Here is a 23,044-nt window from a genome sequence, read left to right as displayed (position 1 = left end):
CGTCTCACATCTTGCACCATTCTGAATAAGTCTTGGACGGGCGGGTTCTCCTGCCCAACCCCTACTCCCCACAAGAAAACTCACTCTTTGTGTTTGTGCAACAGGCCGTCGGGCGTGTTCTCGATCGCGATGCCAGATATTAAGATCATCAGAAATCATAACTTTCGAGCTTGTAGATAGATTTGACTCTCACTTTTAATCTGGTGCGCCGTGAAAAGAAATCTATCAGCCCTTAAAAAAGCTTTGCAGTTTGGGATTAGCGGTGCAGTCGGCGGTTTCGTCGGCAATCTCATCACCGAACCTTTCATGCAGCGACTCCCTGGTTCGGAATCTTTTTTTGATAGTGTATTGTTCACAACTCGCTGGTTTGGATTGGTAGGCAGTGGGATTGCTACTGCTATCATGTTCGGCTATTATTACTATATCAAAGGCAAGCCTCAAATTAAACAGGCTTTAAAAAATGGCGGATTGTTTGGTTTAATAGCAGGAGCCATTTCTGGGGCAATTGCCCAAGGTATTTACAGCGGGATGGGCGAGGGAGACAACGAATTATTGCGAGTAATTTGCTGGGGAATAGCTGGCAGTTTGTTAGGACTTGGACTTGCACAGCGGATTCCTAATTTGGGAGCGCTTCGCGGGACGGGAGGCGGTGGTGTAGGAGGAGTTTTGGGCGGCTGTTTGTTTATTCTGTTTGCTTATAATTTATCGGGTACTGCTGACCCTTTAGCTGAATGTGCAGGCCGTTTAGCTGGCTGTGCTGCGATCGGTTTTTGGATTGGAATTATGCTAGTGGTAGCTGAAACTTTGTTCAACAAAGCTTGGCTGGTAATTAGTTACGATACGGGAGCAAATCGCACTCTCACTCTGGGTTCGGAACCGATCACTTTTGGCAGTGATGAAAATTTGTCTATTATCTGCATTCCTAATGTTTCGCCCTTGGCTATGCGATTTCAATTGGAAGCCGGTCAAATTGTTTGCGAGAATGTTGATAGCGGGGCCGTGAGTTATTTGCGATCGGGCGACCAAAAGAAAATCGGCAACTGTACAATTACAGTAGGAAACTCTGACTTGCCAGCCCCAACATCGGCAAATATTCCACCTACCTTTATATCAGCTCAGCCCGCAGTAAATTCTTTTACCAGCAGCCAATTTTCTCTGAAATTAGGCAGTCGAGTTATTCCTCTGAGTGCGGGAACTCAACTATTCACCTCTGACATACCGAGTTTAACAGCCGCAGCCTCTAACGGTCTTGTAGCTATAGTCACTTCTCGATCGAGAAACGAGCTTTCGTTAGGATTGACCAATTTGTGCGATCGCGCTTGGTGGGCTACAGACATTCAAGGTGATATAAAAATGGTAGAACCTGAAAGTACCCTAACTTTGGCATTGGGGACTCAAATCGAATTCGGTGAAAGGGACGGCGAAATTGTGTAAGTAAGCAAGTAAAAGCTGAGATATTGCACTATTCTCAATCAGCCTTTCAGGGGTGCGCTTTCCCGCCCACCCCACAATAAAATTTAGTCTGTGTGGAACGGGCATCTTGCCCGTTCTTAACAATAATTCAAGCAGAACTGCCACTAACTCCATTAATTACAGCCGCCCCAATCAGATGAGCCAAACGCAAAGCTTCAGGAACTTTACCAATGTCTGTCAAACGCTGGAGTACCCTCGCTATTACTTCTGGTTGTTCGCCACACACTTGAAAAAAGAAAGGTTCAAAAGCGTGAATTTTCCCGGCGCGGCGCAACAATTCTAAACGGTATTCCGAGTCGGGTAAATGGCGGAGGGCTTTTTCAACAGCCGCTAAATCTGGTTGGCGACGCATGACAGCAACGCAAGGAATTTGCAGCCGCGATGCTAACTCGGGAAGGTCAATAATATTGAAGCCACCGAAAGCAATTCCGTCTAGCAAAATGAGATGCAATTGCGGCAGAAATTTCCCTCCGAGGAGTAGCTCACAAATAGTATCTGTGGCATCTAATCCGTCTGGGAAAACTTGTCCCCACACCATTCCTTCAAATCGAGTTCCCCCGCAGACTATGCCCGCGATCGACACCCGACTGCCGCTTGTACGAGAAAACGGAGCGTCGTCAAACCCAATAACCTTAATTGTGCGATCGAGCCTCAGCAAATCTGCCAGTTTCAACTTGTGGAGTTCCCTAAACTAAAGTTTTTGAGATTAGCTTGTGTTTTACATAGTATCATATACGTTAAATAGCTCATTACTAAAAAGGTTTTAGACAATTGGCAAAAAAATACGTAGCAGCGATCGACCAAGGAACTACCAGCACGCGATTTATCGTATTCGATCGCCTGGGACAGATAATTTGCAGCAACCAACAAGAACACGAGCAAATCTATCCGCAACCAGGATGGGTTGAACACAATCCCGAGGAAATTTGGCAGCGCACCCAAAGCGTGATTAAAAATGCCCTCGAAATCGGCAATATCGACCCGAAAGATATTGCTGCACTTGGTATTACCAACCAGCGCGAAACAGCAATTGTTTGGGACAAAAAAACTGGCAAACCTTACGGCAATGCGATTGTTTGGCAAGATACCCGCACTCGCTTTATTTGCGATAAATTAGCGGAAGTTGACGGAAAAGATCGATTTCAAAAACGATGCGGTTTGCCGCTGGCTACTTATTTCAGCGGGCCGAAAATTAAGTGGATGCTGGACAATATTACAGGATTGCGGGAAGCCGCAAATCAAGGGGATGCGATTTTTGGCAATGTCGATACTTTTCTGATTTGGCACCTGACTGGCGGCGCGCACATTACCGATGTTACCAACGCCAGCCGCACGATGCTGATGGATTTGCAAACCCTCGATTGGGATACCGAAACTTTGGAAATAATGGCAATTCCCCGCCAGATGCTGCCAGAAATTCGCCCTTCGAGTCAAGTTTTTGGAACTGCAAAAGGATTGCTTGCAGGTGTTCCAATTGCTGCTGCTTTGGGCGATCAGCAGGCCGCTCTTGTCGGGCAAACTTGTTTCAGTCCGGGGGAGGCGAAAAATACTTACGGTACGGGCTGTTTTATGCTGCTGAATACTGGTGAGGCGATCGTCCCTTCAAAAAACGGGTTACTAACAACAGTCGCCTACAAGATGGGGGAATCGCCCGCTGTGTATGCTTTGGAAGGCAGTATTGCGATCGCCGGAGCTTTAGTGCAGTGGCTGCGGGACAATTTGGGCATCATCAACACATCTGCAGAAGTAGAAACATTAGCAAATACAGTCGAAGATAGCGGCGGAGTTTACATTGTCCCGGCATTTTCTGGACTCTACGCGCCCTATTGGAAAGACAGCGCCCGGGGAGTAATTGCAGGTTTAACTCGCTACGCGACTAAGGCACACATTGCCCGCGCTGTATTGGAAGCTACAGCGTGGCAAACGCGAGAAGTATTGGATGCGATGAATCAGGATTCTGCTGTGCAGCTTTTGTCTCTAAAAGTAGACGGAGGTATGGTGGGAAATCACACGCTGATGCAATTTCAGAGTGATGTTTTGGGAGTGCCTGTGGTGCGGCCTGTGGTAGCAGAAACTACTGCACTCGGTGCGGCTTATGCGGCTGGTTTGGCGGTGGGTTTTTGGAGTCAGCTAGCGGAATTGCGGGACAATTGGGCGGTGGATTGTACTTGGGAGCCGAAAATGCCGATCGCACTTCGCGAACAAAAATATCACTTTTGGAAAAAAGCAGTTTCCCGCACATTCGATTGGGAAGAATAAATCGCTGAGTTAACCCGAAAATGTGTATTTAGTGATATTATTAAATCCAGCGCTATTTTTCAACTTGCAAATAAATGATTTCGCTAAATAACTTAAAAAAATTTCTCACCGCCTTTCTATTGATACTGGCACTGGCTTTTATAGAAATTGCCACTAATTCCCAAATCGCCCTCGCAGATACAGCTACAAATCCCGCAACCGCAGCCGAAGTCTTCAGCGCCAACTGTGCAGGTTGTCACATCAACGGCAGCAACATTATCAGGCGCGGCAAAAACTTGAAACAAAAAGCCTTAAAAAAATACGGCATGGATTCCATCGCCAGCATTTCCAACTTAGTAACCAACGGCAAAGGTATTATGCCCGCTTACAAAGATCGTTTGTCGGAACAACAAATTATCGATGTTTCAGCTTACGTGCTATCCCAAGCTGAAACCGATTGGAAATAAACCAGACTATCTACCTTGTAAGACCAGGTTGAGCGCCTAACTTCCGGAAACCAAGCCGAGGTATAATGTAGGGGCAGGTTTAGCGCGTAACTTGGTAATAGATGAATAATCTTTATACAAAGCCTGCCTGCTTCTTGTCTTCTATTGTTTATCCCTTAATAATCTCAATACAAACCTGTCATTTTTTCTATTTTTTGCTAAAAAAATGTAAACTATTGGAGGTATTGGAAGTTGAAAAAATATTATTGTTGGCGTAGAAGTTTCATTATTATTAGCTTGTGCTTGTATATAATCTTAGCTGTCAACCCGCCTGTTTTTGCCTCGATTCACAAATATCCAGAAACTGCCGAGACAGTAATGTTTCGCTCCGTACAAAGCCTGCGCGATACAGATGACAAAGCATGGCAAGTTGTTTTGTACAAGCGAGTCAAGTCGGGAGTAGTGAAGTCTTTAAATCTGAGATTAGTAGGATTTCCCGGAACAGAATTGCAGCACCCGGTTCCGCTGAAAGTTGCGGCGGGCAAGCGTGAAATTGGCAAGGCTAATGATATTTGGAACGAGTCGAGTTTGCCAATTAATGTCGGAGAATACGATTTCAAATCAATAATTACACAATTGGAAAGTAATCGACCTTTGCTGTTGAATTTGCCCGTAAACAATCAGAAAGAAACAGAATTGCTGATTCCTCCTTTCGCTGTCAGAGAATGGCGGCTGTTGTTAGACAGAAATTAAATATACCAATTTAATCGTACTCTACAGTTAAAATCGATACAATTTCCCAGGTCACAAATCGTTATGTTTAAATTATGCCTTAAGGTGGATTTTTCGTATTAAAATAATAATCTAGTCTGGCCAAAACTAAATAGATCAGTTTAATCGCACTGTACATTTAAAATCGCTAAAGCTTCAGGGATGTATCAAAAATAACTTTATTTACATAAACCTTAAGGTAGATTTAACCTATTTTAAGGGTAATTATGAAACAAACTAAAAGCTGAGTTAGTCGGGTGACAAAACTCCCGTGTTTTAATGTGCAGGTCTTCAGGGTAAATCTACTATGACTTTAATCAGTAAAATTGTCCGAAAAGCTTTGGCAACAGGTTACTTAACGGTTGAGGCCGAAGAACAGTTGCGACAGCAGTTGCAGATGACTAAGTACGGTTTAGAAGATTTTGAGGCTTTTATTAATTTGCAAAAAGAGGTGATGGAAGGTCGGGTGAAACAGCAAGCTTTGGAATTGTTACGATCGCGCAGATGTTCTGTGACGGCTTGAATCCAGTTCGATCGACCTTTTGGATAAAATAAGGTCGATCGACATACGAAGGTCGATCGGCTTTTCGGGCGCGGACTCTCGGGCCCACCCCACAAGAAAATTCACTCTTTGTGGAACAGGCCGGAAAGCCTGTTCATAAAAATGATACGCCAAGCCGGGAAAAATGTTTCTACTGCATTCCTAGCTGTTGCCTTAACGCTTCTGGAACATTAACGGCTGTATCCAAACCTCGAACATTCTCCCAGTTTGTGTCTTCATCCCATTTGATATATCCAATAGTGCGATCATTGAGGTTTGCGCCGATGAGGTTTGCATTGCTGAGGTTTGCGCCCATGAGGTTTGCGTAGCTGAGGTTTGCGCCCATGAGGTTTGCATCGCTGAGGTTTGCATCGCTGAGGTTTGCGCCCATGAGGTCTGCGCGGCTGAGATCTGCGCGGCTGAGGTTTATGCCGCTGAAGTTTGTGCGACAGACATATGCGCCTCTGAGGTATGCGCCGCTGATCTGTGCACCGCTGAGGTTGGCGCCGTTGAGGTATGCGTCGCTGAGGTTCGCGCCACTGAGGTTCGCGCCACTGAGGTTTGCGATGGTAAGGTCTGTGGTGCTAAGGTCTGCGCGGCTGAGGTTTGCACCGCTGAGCTCTGCGCGGCTGAGGTTCGCACCGCTGAGGTCTGCGCGGCTGAGGTTTGCACCGCTGAGGTTTGCACCGCTGAGGTTCGCACCGCTGAGGTGAGCGCCACTGAGGTTTGCACCACTGAGGAATCTCCGAACTGTTTGGACAAAGCCAAAATACCCAATACAATAGCTATAACCGATGAGACGCAACAACCGACTTGCATCGTCAAGTCTACCTTCAGCATTAGGTTTCCCACAAGGATAAAACATTATTTTGTCTTTTAATTCATCTCTCTGCTGACCGTAACGGTGCAACTCCAACAGCAACATCATCACATTCAAACCAGCATAAACATCTATTTGTCGCTGTCCCAATTTTTGGGTTTTCAATTGATCTCGCAGTAGGCGCATCTTCTTCTGAGGCAAACTTTCCGGCAGCATATCGATAAATTCCCCCTCGCACCACCGCAGATAAAAATCTTCCAGACGCTGGAATAACTCCACAGGGCGAAACTGACTTTCTTCCCCTGCAACAGCCGGAGTTGTTAACAACCCCATCAAATATTCCACAATTTCTTCTGTCAGCGGCCCATAACCCAACAAATCATAAATCTCCCAGTCCATCTGAGAGTCTTGAGTATTAAATTTAATACGTTTCTTTCCCGGTTCCGTCCACTCTTCCAAACTTTCTTTCAATCGTTCCGCACACAAAAATTCACCAAAACTCTTGTGTACAAACTCCACAGAACCTTCTTTACTGCCTTGCTGAAGATAAAAAACCGCCAAAGCATTTCTTAGAGGATTGTCGCCAATCGGTATTTGTGCTTTTTCAAGTAATGCTTTAACCGAGCTATCTGCTTTCAATCGTTCCTCAATCATCGCTACAGGAGCGCATTCCCCTCCCGACTGCACCACGCACAACGCTGCTTCTGTCAGGATGCGCCGCAAATCCTCTGTTTCCAATTCTGTCAAATTGCGATTGAGCAATTTAGACCGCTGTTCAGTGAGTACCCAATTCACAGCTTGGTTGTAAATCAAAATTTTTGCTTGAGTGCTGTTAGTTCCTTGAAAATCCTCAACTTTCAAAATTTTGTCCCGGTGCATCGCCGCTAACAGATAAAGCAAGAGCGGCTCTCGCGACAGTTCTGATTTTACATTCTCTGGACAGCATTCATCTTGCAAAAATTGCTGAAAAGCAGAGGTTTTTTCCGCCCCAAATAGAGCTTCCCACTTGCTCAACCACTGTTGCTGTAGTCCGTCATCCATCACCTGAATTTCGACTCGATCCAAGTTATCTGGCATTTGCCTTTCAATCCCTTGCAAAGCTAAAGTTCTGCCAGTAATCAAAACCCGATGCCTCATTTCCGAACTCTGCTGACAATCCCGCTGAAATTGCCCTACTTGCTTGAGAAATTGCTCTAAACCCCCGCTACTTCTCCCCTCCATCAGCAACTCATCAAAGCCATCTAAGAAAAACAAATATCGCGTGTTTCGATCCGTCAACCAGTCGTCATCGCTAGCAAAACCCGCAGTAACTGCATCTTTTAGCGTCTCTCGAAAACTCTTTTGCAATGCGGGAATATCTCGCAGTCGAATTAAAACAGGCGTCCAAACTGGATGCAAATCTTGTCGCACCCTGTCAGCAAACATCCGACAAAAAACGCTTTTACCGCGTCCGGGCCCAGCTTCGACAAACATCACCCGATTTTGTTTATTTTCATCTGCAAGCAATTGCTTTGCCCAAGTTTCTAAATCGAAAGCTTCTGCATCTTCAATAAGCTTGCCATTTGCATCAATTGCCTTTGCCTTCAGAGGCACGTAGATATCCTTGAATGAGAAATTTTCTGCAAATACAGGTTGTAGCGGTAGAGAGGCAATCTGTTCTTGCAGGTAGTTGTCAATGCTGTGATATTTCTCCTGTTCCTCCCGCCATTCGCTGATAGAAGGCTGTCCAAGATGCTTCATGGCCTCGCCGGAAATTGCCCAAGCTGCGATTAAATAGCGACCAGTATTAGCAGCAACTCTCTTTGTCAAAATTTGAGCTTCATCGGCATTGAGTCCGGCTTGTTGCAGCCGTTCTGATAGCACTAGGTTAAATTCCGTGGCTAATATCGAATCGCGGAAGCAAATAACTGTTTTTTGGGCTGCTTCATCGCTCAATTCTAAATCCGCTAAATTTTTAAGCAACTGCTTAACTCCATCAGAAACCGGAGTTTGTCCGATGCGATTTAACAAACTTGCGTCTTGTCCAAGAAACTCCTTAAAACTTTCCAGATAAGCGGCCTGACTGACCAGGAAAATGCACTCAGCTAAAGTCGGCTGCTGTTGAGTTTTTTCCATAAAAAGTGCCAGCAGTTTTGCCGCAATCCCGACAAATGGCAATCCAGTTCCCACAACTTGAGCTAAGGGAGAGTTCAAAACCTCTATAGCAATCCTAAATGATTTTCTATATCTAGAGCAATCCTAAATGATTTTCTCTGTGTAAGTATATTGACGTATTTTGGGGAAATCAAATTTATGTTCGTTAGTAAAAAACTCAAATAAAAATTTGACAATCTTAAAAGACCTACATAAATACCAATACTTTCTTAAAAAGTTTTTAGCTTGTAACCAAATATCTTCAACGGGATTCTGTTGGGGAGCATTGGGAGCAAATAAAATACAAGTAATTGACCAATTTTCAGGTTCTTTGTCAGCATTTAGTTCTAATAAAAAGTCTCTAAATTCTCCATATTTATGATAACTAGCTCCATCCCAAATCAAGATAATTTTGCGGCTTTCATATTTATCTTGTAAGTATTTTATGAAAGTAACTGTTGATTTTCCATCACCAGATGGATGGCTCTGAATATGGAATTCTTTGCTTTGATAATTGAGTGCGCCAAAATAAGTTTGTTTATCTTTTTCATTGGTAATTGGGACTTCAATTCTGATTTTTGATTGACCCCAAACATAACCAGTTAGATCACCATGAAGTAGATGACATTCATCTAAAAACAATACTATTATTTCCCCAGATTCTATACCAGCCTTGTTTTTAAATAAAATATCGTTAATTTCTTCCGTCTTTTTTTTTACCAGTTCTTTATCAAATTTAGGATTGGCTTTTTGAGTTTTTTTCCAAGTAATTTTCGCCCGGTCGAAAAGTTCATAGTAACTCTCTTTTGATTTATATATCACACCAAATTCTTGAGCTAAATAAGTAACTAGCTCATCTAAATTCCAATATTCTTTATTCTTTAACCACTCGATTACTTCAGTATTTTGTTGAGCTGTTAAATACCCTTTTGACCCTTTATGTCCTAGTTTGATTCCGGCGATGCCTTTGGTTTTAAATTGTTTTTTCCAATAACCAATAAAAAAATTACTTACACCTAATATTTTGCTAATTTCATGGTAGATATTACCTGAAAGCGCCATTCTTACAGCTATTGCTCGTTTGAGTTCTCTGGCATCGACATCGCTTTTAATGAAATCTTCTAATTGGGCTATTTCTTTTTCCATATTTTTTTGTGAAAGTTGTAAGTTATTCATTTTTTTTGTCATAATTAAGTATTGCATATAATTGTATCACAGTCTTGATAATGATTTAGGATTGCTATAGCAGCAAGTTGCTATTGTCCAGCCCTTGTTCTTTGAACATTTTTGCCAATTCGGCGGCTGTTTTCCCAGCTTCTCCGATGCCCTCCGCTGCTTCGGCGGAATACAGTTCTTTGATATCAGTAGTTAAGAGTTTCCAGATGCGATTTGCCATTTTTACCTGCCCTATTTCAGAAGAGAGAATCTGACAAAATCTACATTTAACTCTGTAAGCATTCCGTAGTTCGTCGCCACAAATCTGTTCTCAAACTAACAATTAGAAAAGATTAAGTGTCTTTTACCTTGACAAAAGTACAACAATCCGCAATAATAGTAGATTGTCTGTCTAAATCCGGCTCGGATCAGGTTAAGACATTCCAAAAGCTGGAGAGCAGTCAGCAGTCAAAAGTCCACAACGACCAATGACCAAAGACTCATCAGCTACCTGTACGGCAATCTCAACAACCATCCCATGACTTACGCAATCATTGAAACCGGCGGCAAACAATTTCGGGTAGAACCAGGCCGCTTCTACGACATCGAACTGCTTCACGTTGAAGCTGAATCCAAAGTCACCATAGACAAAGTATTTCTGATCCAGCACGAAGGCGAGGTTCATATCGGCCAGCCTCTACTAGAAAATGCCACTGTAGAAGGAACGGTTCTCCGGCATTTCCGGGGCCGCAAAGTCCTCGTCTACAAGATGAAGCCGAAAAAGAAAACTCGGAAGAAAAAAGGGCACCGTCAAGAAACAACTCGCTTTATGATTGACTCGATTAGCGTCAACGGTACAGTCTTAGCCGCCAGAGACTTAACTGCAGCAGTTGTTGAAACTCCCCAAACCGCCGAAACTGATTCAGAATAAAAAATAGTAAATACAGTTGAGGATATTATGGCCCACAAGAAAGGTACAGGCAGTACACGTAACGGACGCGACTCTAATTCTCAGCGTCTGGGTGTCAAAAAGTACGGCGGTCAAGTTGTCAAAGCTGGCAACATTTTGATCCGCCAACGCGGCACCAAAGTTCACCCTGGTAATAATGTTGGTATCGGCAGAGATGATACTCTGTTTGCCATGATTGACGGTGTGGTGACTTTTGAAAGAAAAGGCAAAACTCGCAAGAAAGTCAGCATTTATCCTGTTGTAGCAGCACCTGTGGCTGAGCCCGTGGCTGAAGCTGTCGCAGTTTAGTTTTATGGTTCCTAGGCTATGCCTGGGAACGCATATAATTGAAGCTCTGCCTCCTGATTTTCTATGTTATTAGAAAGTTACAGGAGGCAGAGCTTTTTGCCATTTGTTTCCCCGGAGAAAGGACTCTGGGTGCTTACGAAGAACCACAGAAGCAGAAAAAACTCTCGTTTTTACTCCTAAAAAATGGCTAGCCTCCTCCGACAATTGTGACAACTTCTAAGATGTCGCCCTCTTGCATCTGTGTAGTTTCCCAAAATTGTTTGTGCAGAATTTCGCCGTTGTACTCCACAGCCACCAAGCGCGGGTTTAATCCCAATTGTTCTAGTAATTTTGGTAACGGTGTGTCGATCGCACAATTGCGGGTTTCTCCGTTAACTTGCAGCGCAATTTGATTTATCATAAGTAAAATATCAGTTTTCAGGGCGGGTTTTGTAACAAAATTATATTTTATGCACAGATTTCCTGTGCTAAACCCGCCCTACGAATCGCAAATAAACCTAGCTTTTCCCGTGCAAAGCTTTCTGAGCTTTCAGATTCTCCATCCGAATCAACTGCGAGATGAAAAACTGCGTGACTAAAGTAGGCTGTTCTGCTTCCATAATTGCGCGTACTATGGCAACCCTTTGAGTTCCGGCATTCAATATTTCATCGACGTTGTTGATATCAATTCCGCCGATCGCAAACCACGGAATCGGCGACTTATCAGCAGCATACCGCACATAGTCCAAACCTGCCGCCTGTTTATCAGGTTTAGTAGGAGTGTGGTAAACCGGTCCAACTCCAATGTAGTCGGCTCCCTCTTCAATAGCTCGCTGCATTTCCTCGCCATTCGTAGTAGAACGACCGATGATGCGTCCCGGGCCGAGCAACTTGCGCGCTTCCGCCACAGGGAAATCTCCCTGTCCTAAGTGTACGCCGTCGGCATCTGCTGCGATCGCAAAATCCACGCGATCGTTCACAATCAGCAAAGCATCGTAGCGGTGACAAAGTTCGCAAAGCTGTCGCGCATTAGCCAACTTTGCGCCGTCATCTGAGCTTTTGTCGCGGTACTGCACCAAAGTCAGTCCGCCTTGCAAAGCAGCTTCCACGACTCCCATCAAGTTGTCTCTCGGCGAAGTTACAAGGTATAACTGCGATCGAAGTAACTGCTGGTAGCGTCGGTAAGCCAGCAAATTGCTTTCGAGAGTATAAACCCGATAGCGCATCTGCTTAAAAGCCGCGCCCATATTCCGATCGTAAATTTTGCCATACTCTTCGAGTACCCGCAGAGCTTCTTCCACTCGACAGAAATTCGCCTCCAGTAGCTGCTGAATGCTCGAACGCTGCTCTTCCTGCGGGTGAGTCAACTCCGTACCCGGATCAGCCGGCGTATCCCTAGCACTGCGAAGTTCTGCGACGTGCCAAGCAGCCAATTCTTGACGCAGTTGCTTGCACTCGCCAGCTAAATCGGCGTTGTTGAGACCAAACCTGCACCATTCTTCAATAATTCTCAACCCTTCGCGCGATCGATCTAAATTTGCATCTAAAATCCGGCAGAGGGCTGGCTGTGCCGGTAAAGTTCTGTTTTGTTTGTCGGTCATTCAGAACCACCCTAATTATAATTATTCTTACCAATCAACCCGCTACATTGTCCCACGCCGTCAAGATTGTGGCAAAGCAGGCGGCTTAATTTTGGCATAAACCAATGTAAATTCGACAATATTTTTTTAAGTTTTATTGAATTTGATGAAAACAAAGCATAATAGATCAAACTTGATGAGAGTGGAATCGTTAAACTGCATACCACACTTCGGAGGAGAGCCGTGAGGTTAGCAGAACAACACAAAAGATTAACAGAAGAAAACCCCAGCAGGCGGGTGAAATCAAAGTTCGATCGCAAAAACCCGACACCGAATTCGGGAAGCGGAACTCGGATCGCAAATCAGTGGGGTTTATTTATGCTCCTAAATTCTCAATATAGCGAGTGCAAAGAAAAGCGATCGCAAAAATCTTGTTTGAGTTCTTGCCTTCTGCTCGTTTTTGCGATGACCGCCCTTTGCAACCATCAACCGTCAGTTATCGCTGCCGGGATACCGGGAGTGCAGCTACTTTCTCAGACGCTGCAGAGCGACATCAACATACTGTACGTCAGCTCGACCGGCGGCAGCGACACAGGAGGCAACGGCAGCGATCAAGCTCCGTTTAAAACCCTTACCTACGCCTTAAGCGTCGCCCCGCCCAAAACAGCGATTTTGCTAGCGCCCGGTACTTACAGCGAGCAAACCGGCGAAAAATTTCCATTAATGCTCAGGCCCAGCGTGACAGTTCAGGGAAATCCCAACACTCGCGGTCAGAATATTGTCATCAAAGGCGGAGGATATTTTATCAGTCCGACTTCGGCGGGTCAAAATATTGCGATTTTAGGCGCAGATGGGGCGGGACTCAGCGGGGTGACGGTGACGAATACCAACTATCGCGGTTACGCTTTGTGGATCGAATCGAGTTCTCCAACGGTTGTCAACAATACTTTTTCTGGCAGCACTCACGACGGCATTTCGGTAGTGGGTACTTCTAGGCCGACGATTGGCGGGAATGTTTTCTCGAAAAATGGAGCTAACGGCATCACGATTTTTGGCAGTTCCCAGCCGGAAGTTCGAGATAATGTGTTTGAAAACACGGGATTTGGGGTGAATGTAGCGCAGAACGCTTCGCCTCTGCTCATCGGTAACAAAATTACTCGCAATAAGGACGGCGTGGTGGTGCAAGCTAATGCTAGGCCGGTGCTGCGTAACAATTATATCGAGAGTAACCGGCGGGACGGAATTGTGGCGATATCGAGAGCTCTGCCGGATTTGGGCACTGCGGCCGAACCGGGGGGGAATGTTATTCGCAACAACGGTCAGTACGATGTGAACAATGCGGCCAAAGGTCAAGTAATCCCCGCTTACGGCAATCAATTGTCGAGCAGCCGGACGACGGGCTCGGTTGATGTGGCGGGAACTTTTACCCCTCCGGCAATGGGGGGAAGTGCTTTGCAGCTAACGACCGATCGACCCCCCAGAACCGGTGGCCCAGACACTTCTCTCCCGGTTTACACTCCCGGGCGGCTAACTCCCAGAGTTGAAAGAGCGCCAATTTCGCCACCTGCGACCATTTCAAGGCGACCGGTGCAAAATCGATCGACACCGCCAAGCGCTCAGTTGCAGCAAGAGCTTTCTCCGAGGAATGCCGCTGCTTCATCGGTAGTCCAAGGGACGATCGCAATTCCTGTCCCCGATCCGAATTATCGATCGGTTTCAGAAATTTCGGTACAGCAACCAATGATTCCTCCCAATTTTGATAGTTCGAGTTCGGTTTCTTCCGAGGGTAGATTGCCGGTTCCTGGTCGCAACATTCCTATCGGAAGGGGCGGCTATGTACCTGCACCTTTAGGGGGAAATTCTTTGCCCGATGCTGCGGAAAATTCGCCGTCATTCGATCTACCGTCTGCTTTGGGTTTGCGGTATCGAGTTGTGGTGGATGCCAACAGTTCGGGCGATCGACAAAAAATCCAATCCCTCGTTACGGGTGCTTTTCGCTCTTTTTCCAACGGACGACCGGTGATGCAAGCCGGTGCTTTTCGAGAACGTGAAAAAGCTGAGGAATTGCTACAAATGCTCAGTGCTAACGGTTGGAATGCTCGAATTGAGGAGATTAAATAGTTATTGAAAATTGGGCATTGGGCATTGGGCATTGGGCATTGGGCATTGGGCATTGGGAATATCCGTTCCCGCTAAGCTGTTCGGCATTTAAAGGAGCTTAACCAATAACCAATAACCAATAACCAACAACAAAATTTTAGGGCCTAGCATATCGGATGCCAGACCCTAAAAAGTTTGTAAATTAAGTTGATTCAAGTGGGTTTTTAGCTCTGCTGAGTTTCAGCAAACTACAACTAAGGTGGACTTTTTTGCAACTACTCTGGAGACGAGCTAGCTATCAGCGGAGTCTATTCAGACTTCTGTGTTTGACTGTTGTGCGATCGCAACTTTTGATTCATACAATAGCCTCAAGCTATCTAACCAATCCCGATCGCAATATCAACCTTTCTTTGCTAATAAGCTACACGGTTCAGGCGTTGCCTGCGAACTAGAGCCGATCGGGACAAATACTCTAATTCCAAATTTTTTATCCAAGTTTTTTGTGCTTCTTGGTTTTGCCCCTCATGTTTTTAAGTTAACACCAACTCCGCGCATAAAAACACTTTGTTTACCAAACTTGACACTTTTTGACGTGCAGAAATACTTCCAAAAGCGATTATTAACAATTTGTACGATCGCCCGGTCGCGCAACGTGCATAGCCGGCACTATTTGCTTGCTGTCAACGCAGCAGAGCTTCCCAGGTTGCGCGACCGACAATGCCGTCTGCTGGCAGTTGATATTGTCGCTGAGCGGCCTTGACAGCAGCTTGAGTTTCCGGGCCGAAAACGCCGTCAGCACTCACGCGCAAAAATCCCTTGGCCCGCAGTCGCTCTTGCAAATCTCTGACTACCGGCCCCCGCATTCGTCTTCTTAAAACCGGAAAATTGGTTGGCTGCGCTTGGGGGTTAATCTCTGAATTGTCGGCATTTACAGGATCGTTAGCGATCGGGTTTTCGATCGCGCCAGGAGTCGCAGGAAACAGCCGATTCCAAGTATCTTGACCGACTATTTCGTCGGGAGGCAGACCTGCTGCTTCCTGGAACTGAGACACCGCTCTAGCGGTGCTTTGTGAGAAAATCCCGTCTACAGCGCCAGTATAAAAGCCCAACAATTGAAGAGCAGCTTGGAGTTCGATCACTTCCTCGCCGCGGCTGCCCAATTTGATTGCGGGGCGGACGATCGCACCTGTTTGAGCGATCGGGCTGTTAATGTTACCTTGTTCGGAGGTAGGTAGCTGTGCTGCAACACGAGTAGGGGCGATCGAGCCTATTACCAATAAACCGCACAAACTCCAGCCGAAGAGCAAACTCGGAACCTCGCGGGCTTCATTCCAGCTTGCTGTCAAGTTTTGGGACATTGGGAATTCGACCTCTGGAAAACTGGTAGCGATCGTACATCAAATCTGGAAAAAATTGGGAATTTCGGCATTGGGAATTGGGCATAAGGCATTAACTGATTCCCATCAACAGCCTGCGAACCAGTTAACTCAAAACTCACAACTTTTCTCCCCTTGCCTTTCCTAAAAATAATTTATCCCCTGAAATAGCTGCAATTGGCAAAAAAACTGCTAGATTGCCCTACAGAAAACATTGAACCGCGTTCATTGGGCCCCAGCAACACCATGTCCGAATTCAGAACCGCCAGCCAAATAGACATCGGCAACGTCAACATCGGGAACTTCCAAGTCGGCAGCATTAGCGGCACCAAATACAACGACCTCAACGCCAACGGCCGCCCTGATCCTGAAGAATTCCCAATTCCCAACTGGCAAATCTACCTCGACCTCAACAACAACGGCCAGCCAGAACTTAACGAACCTTCCACTTTTACAAACCCCCAAGGCAACTACATCTTCGCCAACCTGCCGCCGGGCACTTACCAAGTTAGGGAAGTCCAGCAGCCGAACTTTCGCCAAACTACCCCAAATCCCGCACCCATCACGATTACCAGCGGCACAAATGCTGGCAATATAAATTTTGGCAACAACTTTAACGCAGGGACGATCGCAGGCACAAAATTCAACGACATTAACAACAACAGCAGCCGAGATCCCGGGGAACAAGGGCTAGCTAACTGGCAAATTTACCTCGACCTCAACCGCAATAACAGGCTCGACGGCGGCGAACCTGTTACTTTGACAAATTTTGAAGGCAATTATGCTTTTGTCAATATTCCTGCAGAGACATATTTGGTGAGAGAAGTCCAGCAGCCGGGTTTTATCCAAACCACACCTGACCCCGCCCCGGTTAACGTTACTTCCAACGCCACTGTCAACAACATCAATTTTGGCAATCTCTTTTTTGTCGGCAGCATCAGCGGGATCAAATACAATGACCTCAATGCCAACAGCATCCGAGACGCGACAGACCCCCCTCTGACCAACTGGCAACTTTACCTCGACCTCAACGGCAATAACAGTCTAGACCCGGGCGAACCCACCACCATCACAAACCCGCAAGGCAACTACACTTTGGCAAATGTTTCCCCGGGCCGATATTTGGTGAGGGAAGTCCAGCAACCGGGATGGGTACAGACTACGCCAAATCCAGGCCCGATCGACATAACCGGCAATACCAACGCTGTGGGCGTCAATTTCGGCAACAATTTTCCTACCGGCAGCATCAGCGGCTTCAAGTTCAACGACCTCAACGCTAACGGTATCAACGAACCGACGGAACCGAGAGTTGCCAACTGGCCGATTTACCTTGATTTCAACAACAACGGCGGCTTAGATCCAGGCGAACCTTCGACTTTAACAAACCCCGAAGGTAATTTCTCTTTTATCAATTTGCCTCCAGGGACCTATGTGGTGAGGGAAGTCCCGCAGCCAGGTTTTCGACAAACCACGCCCAATCCGACTCCGATAACCGTGGGCAACGGCACAAATGCCACTAATCTCAGCTTTGGCAACGTGTTGGTAACGGGTACAATCAGCGGTGTGAAATTTAACGATTTTAACGCCAACGGCCGCCTAGATCCCGGGGAACCCCCGATCGCCAACACTCCTATTTACATCGACCTCAACAATAACAGCAGTTTAGATCCGGGCGAAGCGAGTACCTTAAGCGACCTTCAGGGCAATTACAGCTTCCGCAATGTTCCCGTAGGTAGTTATGTTGTCAGGGAAGTTCCGCCGCCGGGTTTCATTCTAACGACTCCGCCTGCGGTGGTTGTTGTCTCGGCAGAGATTCGGGCTAGCAGCATCGATGTGGTGACGGGAGAGGCTGAGGGTAGGTCCACTAAATCCTTGAAGGGCGACCCGCTGACGGATGGCAGCAGCTATGCGGGCAAACCTGCAGACAATATGGGGGCCGATCGCTTGCTTTTGAGCCAGGGTCATGATAGCGATCGAATTAGTAAATTTTTGAGTGATGGATTTTTGGCGAATTTAGGCAATATTCCTAACTTTGGGCAACAGAATGTCGGCCTGGAGCCTAATGCACAAGTTGGCAAGTTTGTCAATACCAATGAATTAAATAATAATGGGGCGCTCGCTCACTCGTTTGTAGCCGATCAGTGTGAGAGATTTCTCGGTTATGTAGGGTGACATAAAGCTCGATCGCCCGGAATCCAAAACCGCAGATAAAAATCCCGAAGAGGTTAAAGGGCGATCGCGTGATACCCTATTGTTGGCAACCTCCAACTCTCAAGCCTAAGTTCCGGCAACTCCGAAGCTGGCTTGTATATTGGGTGCAATATTCAGAGGCAGTAGCATCTCTGTGAGTGAGAAACTATCAGGTAAATCCCCCAAACCAGATCGGCGTATTTGCAGGCAAAGCAAGTCCTATCAAGTCCGGTAGCTCGATCGGTGCTGGGAAAGCTGTCCTTGGCAATCCCGGAGGAGGCCATAGTCTAGGACAGCGAACCAGGACGAACAAGAACAATGCAGCCGGGCTGGATATCAGGGGGGAGAAGTCAGTCTTAGGCTTTTTAAAGCTCGAAACAGCAAGTATGTACGGACAGAGAAGGTGTGCAAATCCTGAAGATGTTGCCCTCAAATTGCCAGGGTTCTTCAAAACCTGATATACTTGCCAGCGACAAAGCTTGAGGCATTGTTGTGTGAGATGGGAACATTACCTCAAGTGCAGACGTATGTAAAATCGAGTAGCGGTTGTCAGCTATTAGTAAAAACTACTCAGCAAGTTACAACCCATACAGTAGTCTGTAATTTACGTGGATTTAGGTGTGAAGGAGAGAAATCATGACAGATTTAACTAAAAAAGAGCTCATTGCCAGTCAACTACAGCCTGTTGTGGTTGGGAATGCTGGCCCGGCAATTTTAGGCATCAAGTTCAATGACCTGAACCGAGATGGGGTCAGACAGCCCAATGAACCAGGTCTGGGAAATATCCCCATCCTCCTCGAACCAGCAACAAGCACCAACGGTGTATTTAATGCTGGTACTGGCGAAATCTCTACCACGACGGACGCTAACGGCGCGTTCTCATTCATAAATCTTGCCCCTGGCAATTACGTACTCACCGAAACGGTACTACCTGCTGGTTTCACCGCTACTACTCCCAACCCCCTGGCTGTCACTCTCGGCAACCGAAATGTCAACGTTTTCTTTGGCAACGCGGGAGTTCCACCAGTTACAGGCAGTCGTATCGTAGGATGCAAATACTTAGACATAGATGCCGACGGCTTCCGAGATGGAAATGAACCGGGGATTAAAAATGTCAGGATATATATTGATTCCAATGGCAACGGTCAACGCGATGCAGACGAACAGAACACTTTAACAGACAAAAATGGTGCATGGTCGTTCAACGTATTACCCGGAACCTACAAGATTCGGGAAGAACGGATCAGACGACAGATTAATTCTGTTACCGGACTAGAAGTTAATGCTACGGACGCAGAACCCTTAGAAACACAAGATTTTCCCCAAAGCACTCCCCCCGGCAACGTTCCGGTACTGGACGTGACGGTAGCAGCAGGTCAAACCTTTGCCTGCGCTCAAGTTGGCGATACTCCGCTCTATCAAATTGAAGTTAACAAATTTCGAGACATAGACCGCAACGGCTCGCGAAATGTGGTTAATGGAGTCTTGGAACCCCCCATTGCCCGAGTACCGTTTATTTTAGATGTGAACGCGAACGGTCGCTGGGATGGAGCAGACTCCGAACCGATAGCCATCACAGATGCGAACGGAGTAGTTACCTTCAAGGATTTGCGAGCTGGCGATTACAGAGTGTTGGAAATTTTTCCAAGTGTACTGCCTGCAGAAGTAGGTGGCGGTGCCCCAGGAAACCTGAATGCTCCAGTAGCAACCACTCCAAACCCCGCTCTGGTTTCGGCACCAGGGCCTCAGGCGCGATTCCAGGGTACGATCAGCAGAGAGCAACCGCTGCTAGTAGCAGACTCAACCTACACGCTGAAACCAAACGACCCTAAATTCGTAGACTCCAACCGCGACGGCGTTCAACAACCAGGTGAAAGATCGATCGCCACCACTGGTGAGCGACCGATTTTTGCTGCGCCAGTTACAACTTTACCAGCGCCCAACCCATCGCCAGCACTTACCTTTACTCCTGTGGGAGCAACTCCGGGTATTGGCAACAATGCCGGTGTGGGCAACACTCGACCGAACATCGCTGTCTTCAAATACAATGACCTGAATGCCAATGGTCGCTTTGAACCAACTCAAGGTGAAGCGCCAATTAGCGGTGTCACTGTCTTCCTCGACACCAATAACAATGGCACTGCCGACGCTGGAGAACAGCAAATCACGACAAATGCCCAGGGGAGAGGTGCCTTTACCAACTTGGCAACAGGCAACTATGTCGTCAGGGAAGTTGCACAGCCGAATTTCTCCCCTTCTACGGCAGATCGCGTCGATGTGACCCTCAGCACTCAGGATGCCAACGTTACCTTTGCCAACACACCTAACAGCAACATCACCGGGTGTAAGTTTGAGGACTTCAACCTGAACGGTTATCGAGATGGGAATGAACCAGCTATTCCTGGTGTCACCATTTTTATCGATAGTAATCGTGACGGTCAGTTGCAAGCAAATGAACCCACTACTACTACCGATCAGTTTGGTATCTTTGCATTCAACAATTTGCGCCCCGGCAATTACAGCATTCGAGAAGTAACGCCTCCTGGTTACTTCCAAACGACTCAACCGGTGGATGTTGTTCTCGGTGCGAATCAAACCTTTACTTGTGCTTTGGTCGGTAACTCTCGCCGCTATGACCTCTTGGTTCCTAAATTCCGGGACGATAACCGCAACGGTGTACGGGACCCCAATGAAGAGCCCCTTTCCAATATACCATTCACCTTGGATTTGAACGACAACGGCCGCTATGATGCTGCAACAGAACCGCTGGTGAGAACTGATGCTGCTGGTATTGCTCGGTTTAATAATTTGTCTCCAGCCACTTACTCGGTTTTGGAAGTCTTCGATGCGAGCGTTAATAACCCGTTCCCTATCCCAACTGGGCCCAACCCGGTTAGCTTTGACGTGCCGGGCCCTAACACCGTGCCTACGGTGGTGGCACCGACGCCAGTACCGACAACTCCAGAAAGAGCTATTCAGAGCATCCCTGATAAGCTGACTGGCGACAAGCCTGTGACTGATACTTCAGATATTCTGACTAACGGCGGTGGCTTAGTCGCTCAACAAGTCAGCATATTTGACAACTCGATCGTACTTGATAATCCTGGTGCGGCTAATGTTCTTAATGGCAAGAAGTGGGAAGATGGGGCACAGGCTGCGATCGCACCGTTTTTAGAAGCTCAGAAGCGTGGCGATGAAGAATTGTTCGTAGCTCCTCCTAAGTCTTCTACGAATTGGGGGGCTTTAATCTTAAGTTAGGTCTCTAGTTTGAGACTCAGCAATTAGCAACTAGCTTGTTTAAACTGCACGTCAAATCATATTTTGGCGTGCTTTTTGCTGTTTTGACAATAATTAGAGGTTCGCGCGGCGGGTTTATCGATTTCTTTAATTACCGGAAATATTTTTCGTGAAACCCGCCTCTACAACAAATATATGCCGATGCTCCAAGGAGCCGGTTTTACCGACAATCTTTGAGGAAAACTCACAATTTATATAAATCAACCCGCCACAATCATGGGCTCGGCTGACGGGTTTATTTATCTCTTTAATTACTGTCTTTAGTCGTAGAGCGCGATCGGCAAAAAGAGCGATTCCCCGCCTCAAGAAAACCTTTATTTATAGAGGTAGAACCTAGAGGAATATGTTATGCCAACTCAACAACAAACCAATCCGGCTCAACATCAAGACCAGCAACCCGGTATTGAATCACAAATGACTCCGCAACCTCAGTCCTTCGCGGAGGGATATCGCGGTAGCGACAAATTGCGGGACAAAGTAGCCTTAATTACCGGCGGAGACAGCGGTATCGGGCGTGCGGTGGCGATCGCTTTCGCGAAGGAAGGCGCTAACGTGGTCATCAGCTATCTTAACGAAGATGATGATGCCAAAAAAACCAAAGAGGCGATCGAACAACAAGGCCAGCGCTGTATTGCGATCGCCGGCGACATCGGCGATGAAAGCGTCTGTCAAAACCTTGTAGAACAAACAGTTAAAGAGTTTGGTAGCCTCGATATCCTCGTCAACAACGCCGCCGAACAGCATCCCCAAGAAAGCATTGAAGACATCACGGCCGAACAATTAGAGCGCACCTTCCGCACCAACATTTTCTCGATGTTTTATCTCACAAAAGCCGCTCTCAAACACCTCAAAGAGGGAAGTGCAATTATCAACACTACCTCTGTCACCGCCTATAAAGGCAATCAACAATTACTAGATTACTCCTCCACGAAAGGAGCAATTGTTGCCTTTACCCGTTCTTTGTCTCAAAGTTTAGCTGAGAAAGGAATTCGCGTCAATGGAGTCGCCCCCGGCCCGATTTGGACCCCTCTAATTCCTGCAACTTTCCCTGAAGAAAAAGTGGAGAAATTTGGTGCGGACACGGCCTTGGGACGCGCCGGTCAACCCGATGAAGTTGCCCCCAGTTTCGTGTTTTTAGCTTCAAAAGATTCGTCTTACATGACAGGTCAAATTTTGCATCCCAACGGCGGCTCTGTGATTAACGGATAGATTTGTCGCGAGTTGAGATAGAAATAACCGCATTTTGTGAGGGCGACTTTCACCCACAATCTCTGACTATAACTCACAATCTAAATAAACCCGCTCCCACAACCACGTTACCTAGGGCGGGTTTATTCATTTTTTGAGTTATATCAAATCCGGTAGCATCGTCGGGCGTAAAATCCACTCAACAGCGATGCCCACTCAGCTTCGCCGAAGGGCCAACAATCACCGACGGTGCAACCGGAATTGTTGATACAATTAATCTGCGTTTATCTGTATTTATCTGCCTCTATTTGCGGTTAAAAAAAGAAAGATAATTTGTTAACCGCAGATGACAATGGATTGACGCTGATTCACGCAGATAAAGAGAAGAGATATATGAATAGTATATGGAAATAATTCCCATGCTAAGCTGATACGCAGCTAGATTGTATAATCTAAATATAGAATAAGCGCTCATTAGTTATAATGTATGCCAGCCAAA

At 46.5% G+C, this 23,044-nt stretch carries 19 protein-coding genes; 12 read left to right on the top strand and 7 right to left on the bottom strand.

What is annotated here, in order from left to right; translation table 11 throughout:
* Nucleotides 1–210 precede the first annotated feature (210 nt).
* A complete protein-coding gene (locus tag QUB33_RS19505; RefSeq protein WP_333352861.1) occupies nucleotides 211–1,434 on the top strand; it encodes a hypothetical protein in 1,224 nt (407 codons plus the stop codon).
* A gap of 127 nt (nucleotides 1,435–1,561) precedes the next feature.
* Here the strand turns inward: QUB33_RS19505 and QUB33_RS19500 are convergent, their stop codons facing one another.
* A complete protein-coding gene (locus tag QUB33_RS19500) occupies nucleotides 1,562–2,146 on the bottom strand; it encodes an endonuclease dU (protein ID WP_333352857.1) in 585 nt (194 codons plus the stop codon).
* Between the two features lie 98 nt (nucleotides 2,147–2,244).
* On the opposite strand from QUB33_RS19500, the gene glpK reads away from it, so the two are divergent.
* The 4 genes from glpK (at nucleotide 2,245) to QUB33_RS19480 (ending at nucleotide 5,451) form a co-directional block, all read left to right on the top strand.
* Nucleotides 2,245–3,732: a glycerol kinase GlpK gene (gene glpK, locus QUB33_RS19495; protein WP_333352853.1), complete on the top strand. Its 1,488-nt coding sequence runs from the start codon at nucleotides 2,245–2,247 to the stop codon at nucleotides 3,730–3,732.
* 74 nt (nucleotides 3,733–3,806) lie between these two features.
* Entirely contained in the window at nucleotides 3,807–4,178 is a 372-nt protein-coding gene (locus QUB33_RS19490) for a c-type cytochrome (protein ID WP_333352850.1), read from the top strand.
* A 231-nt stretch (nucleotides 4,179–4,409) separates the two neighbouring features.
* Entirely contained in the window at nucleotides 4,410–4,910 is a 501-nt protein-coding gene (locus QUB33_RS19485; RefSeq protein WP_333352847.1) for a DUF3122 domain-containing protein, read from the top strand.
* Between the two features lie 325 nt (nucleotides 4,911–5,235).
* Nucleotides 5,236–5,451 (top strand): hypothetical protein, encoded by a 216-nt coding sequence (locus QUB33_RS19480; RefSeq protein ID WP_333044240.1) that lies wholly within the window; start codon nucleotides 5,236–5,238, stop codon nucleotides 5,449–5,451.
* Nucleotides 5,452–5,620: 169 nt separating this feature from the next.
* Here QUB33_RS19480 and QUB33_RS19475 read toward each other — a convergent pair whose 3' ends face one another.
* The 3 genes from QUB33_RS19475 to QUB33_RS19465 form a co-directional block, all read right to left on the bottom strand.
* A complete protein-coding gene (locus QUB33_RS19475) occupies nucleotides 5,621–8,491 on the bottom strand; it encodes a pentapeptide repeat-containing protein (RefSeq protein ID WP_445299539.1) in 2,871 nt (956 codons plus the stop codon).
* A 36-nt stretch (nucleotides 8,492–8,527) separates the two neighbouring features.
* The gene (locus QUB33_RS19470) at nucleotides 8,528–9,598 is read right to left on the bottom strand and encodes an IS630 family transposase (protein ID WP_333352841.1); all 1,071 of its coding nucleotides are present in this window, start codon (nucleotides 9,596–9,598) and stop codon (nucleotides 8,528–8,530) included.
* Between the two features lie 64 nt (nucleotides 9,599–9,662).
* The gene (locus tag QUB33_RS19465) at nucleotides 9,663–9,818 is read right to left on the bottom strand and encodes a hypothetical protein (RefSeq protein WP_333352838.1); all 156 of its coding nucleotides are present in this window, start codon (nucleotides 9,816–9,818) and stop codon (nucleotides 9,663–9,665) included.
* Nucleotides 9,819–10,115: 297 nt separating this feature from the next.
* Between QUB33_RS19465 and rplU the strand changes: the two genes are divergently transcribed.
* Nucleotides 10,116–10,508: a 50S ribosomal protein L21 gene (rplU, locus tag QUB33_RS19460; RefSeq protein WP_172190164.1), complete on the top strand. Its 393-nt coding sequence runs from the start codon at nucleotides 10,116–10,118 to the stop codon at nucleotides 10,506–10,508.
* A gap of 27 nt (nucleotides 10,509–10,535) precedes the next feature.
* Complete coding sequence (rpmA, locus tag QUB33_RS19455) at nucleotides 10,536–10,835, top strand: 50S ribosomal protein L27 (protein WP_190738131.1); 300 nt, start codon at nucleotides 10,536–10,538, stop codon at nucleotides 10,833–10,835.
* A 187-nt stretch (nucleotides 10,836–11,022) separates the two neighbouring features.
* Here the strand turns inward: rpmA and thiS are convergent, their stop codons facing one another.
* Nucleotides 11,023–11,235, bottom strand: a complete 213-nt coding sequence (gene thiS / locus QUB33_RS19450) for a sulfur carrier protein ThiS (protein ID WP_015176890.1) — start codon at nucleotides 11,233–11,235, stop codon at nucleotides 11,023–11,025.
* Between the two features lie 97 nt (nucleotides 11,236–11,332).
* Nucleotides 11,333–12,415, bottom strand: coding sequence for a thiamine phosphate synthase (locus QUB33_RS19445; RefSeq protein WP_333352835.1), 1,083 nt, complete (start codon nucleotides 12,413–12,415; stop codon nucleotides 11,333–11,335).
* Nucleotides 12,416–12,637: 222 nt separating this feature from the next.
* Between QUB33_RS19445 and QUB33_RS19440 the strand changes: the two genes are divergently transcribed.
* Nucleotides 12,638–14,515, top strand: coding sequence for a DUF1565 domain-containing protein (locus QUB33_RS19440; RefSeq protein ID WP_333352832.1), 1,878 nt, complete (start codon nucleotides 12,638–12,640; stop codon nucleotides 14,513–14,515).
* A gap of 659 nt (nucleotides 14,516–15,174) precedes the next feature.
* On the opposite strand, the gene QUB33_RS19435 is transcribed toward QUB33_RS19440, so the two are convergent.
* The gene (locus tag QUB33_RS19435) at nucleotides 15,175–15,852 is read right to left on the bottom strand and encodes a peptidoglycan-binding protein (RefSeq protein ID WP_333352829.1); all 678 of its coding nucleotides are present in this window, start codon (nucleotides 15,850–15,852) and stop codon (nucleotides 15,175–15,177) included.
* Nucleotides 15,853–16,116: 264 nt separating this feature from the next.
* Here QUB33_RS19435 and QUB33_RS19430 point away from each other — a divergent pair, with 264 nt between their 5' ends.
* From QUB33_RS19430 to QUB33_RS19415, 4 genes are all read left to right on the top strand, one after another.
* Nucleotides 16,117–18,042, top strand: a complete 1,926-nt coding sequence (locus QUB33_RS19430) for an SdrD B-like domain-containing protein (RefSeq protein ID WP_333352826.1) — start codon at nucleotides 16,117–16,119, stop codon at nucleotides 18,040–18,042.
* A 176-nt stretch (nucleotides 18,043–18,218) separates the two neighbouring features.
* On the top strand, nucleotides 18,219–18,518 hold the full coding sequence (locus QUB33_RS19425) for a hypothetical protein (RefSeq protein ID WP_333352823.1): 300 nt from the start codon (nucleotides 18,219–18,221) through the stop codon (nucleotides 18,516–18,518).
* A gap of 178 nt (nucleotides 18,519–18,696) precedes the next feature.
* On the top strand, nucleotides 18,697–21,318 hold the full coding sequence (locus tag QUB33_RS19420; RefSeq protein WP_333352818.1) for an SdrD B-like domain-containing protein: 2,622 nt from the start codon (nucleotides 18,697–18,699) through the stop codon (nucleotides 21,316–21,318).
* Between the two features lie 387 nt (nucleotides 21,319–21,705).
* Nucleotides 21,706–22,566, top strand: coding sequence for an SDR family oxidoreductase (locus QUB33_RS19415; RefSeq protein ID WP_333352815.1), 861 nt, complete (start codon nucleotides 21,706–21,708; stop codon nucleotides 22,564–22,566).
* Nucleotides 22,567–23,044 lie beyond the last annotated feature (478 nt).

The organism is Microcoleus sp. B3-A4, assembly GCF_036705385.1.
Lineage (GTDB): Bacteria > Cyanobacteriota > Cyanobacteriia > Cyanobacteriales > Microcoleaceae > Microcoleus.
The sequence above is the reverse complement of the archived record's forward strand: the minus strand, read 5'-3'. Positions and strand labels throughout refer to the sequence as shown.

Bases quoted from the DNA above. Each gene is read 5' to 3' on its own strand.
- rplU (WP_172190164.1), top strand. From the start codon at position 10,116: ATGACTTACGCAATCATTGAAACCGGCGGCAAACAATTTCGGGTAGAA.
- QUB33_RS19465 (WP_333352838.1), bottom strand. From the start codon at position 9,818: ATGGCAAATCGCATCTGGAAACTCTTAACTACTGATATCAAAGAACTG.
- QUB33_RS19430 (WP_333352826.1), top strand. From the start codon at position 16,117: ATGTCCGAATTCAGAACCGCCAGCCAAATAGACATCGGCAACGTCAAC.
- QUB33_RS19490 (WP_333352850.1), top strand. From the start codon at position 3,807: ATGATTTCGCTAAATAACTTAAAAAAATTTCTCACCGCCTTTCTATTG.
- QUB33_RS19415 (WP_333352815.1), top strand. From the start codon at position 21,706: ATGCCAACTCAACAACAAACCAATCCGGCTCAACATCAAGACCAGCAA.
- QUB33_RS19420 (WP_333352818.1), top strand. From the start codon at position 18,697: ATGACAGATTTAACTAAAAAAGAGCTCATTGCCAGTCAACTACAGCCT.
- QUB33_RS19435 (WP_333352829.1), bottom strand. From the start codon at position 15,852: ATGTCCCAAAACTTGACAGCAAGCTGGAATGAAGCCCGCGAGGTTCCG.
- QUB33_RS19480 (WP_333044240.1), top strand. From the start codon at position 5,236: ATGACTTTAATCAGTAAAATTGTCCGAAAAGCTTTGGCAACAGGTTAC.
- rpmA (WP_190738131.1), top strand. From the start codon at position 10,536: ATGGCCCACAAGAAAGGTACAGGCAGTACACGTAACGGACGCGACTCT.
- thiS (WP_015176890.1), bottom strand. From the start codon at position 11,235: ATGATAAATCAAATTGCGCTGCAAGTTAACGGAGAAACCCGCAATTGT.
- QUB33_RS19445 (WP_333352835.1), bottom strand. From the start codon at position 12,415: ATGACCGACAAACAAAACAGAACTTTACCGGCACAGCCAGCCCTCTGC.
- QUB33_RS19470 (WP_333352841.1), bottom strand. From the start codon at position 9,598: ATGAATAACTTACAACTTTCACAAAAAAATATGGAAAAAGAAATAGCC.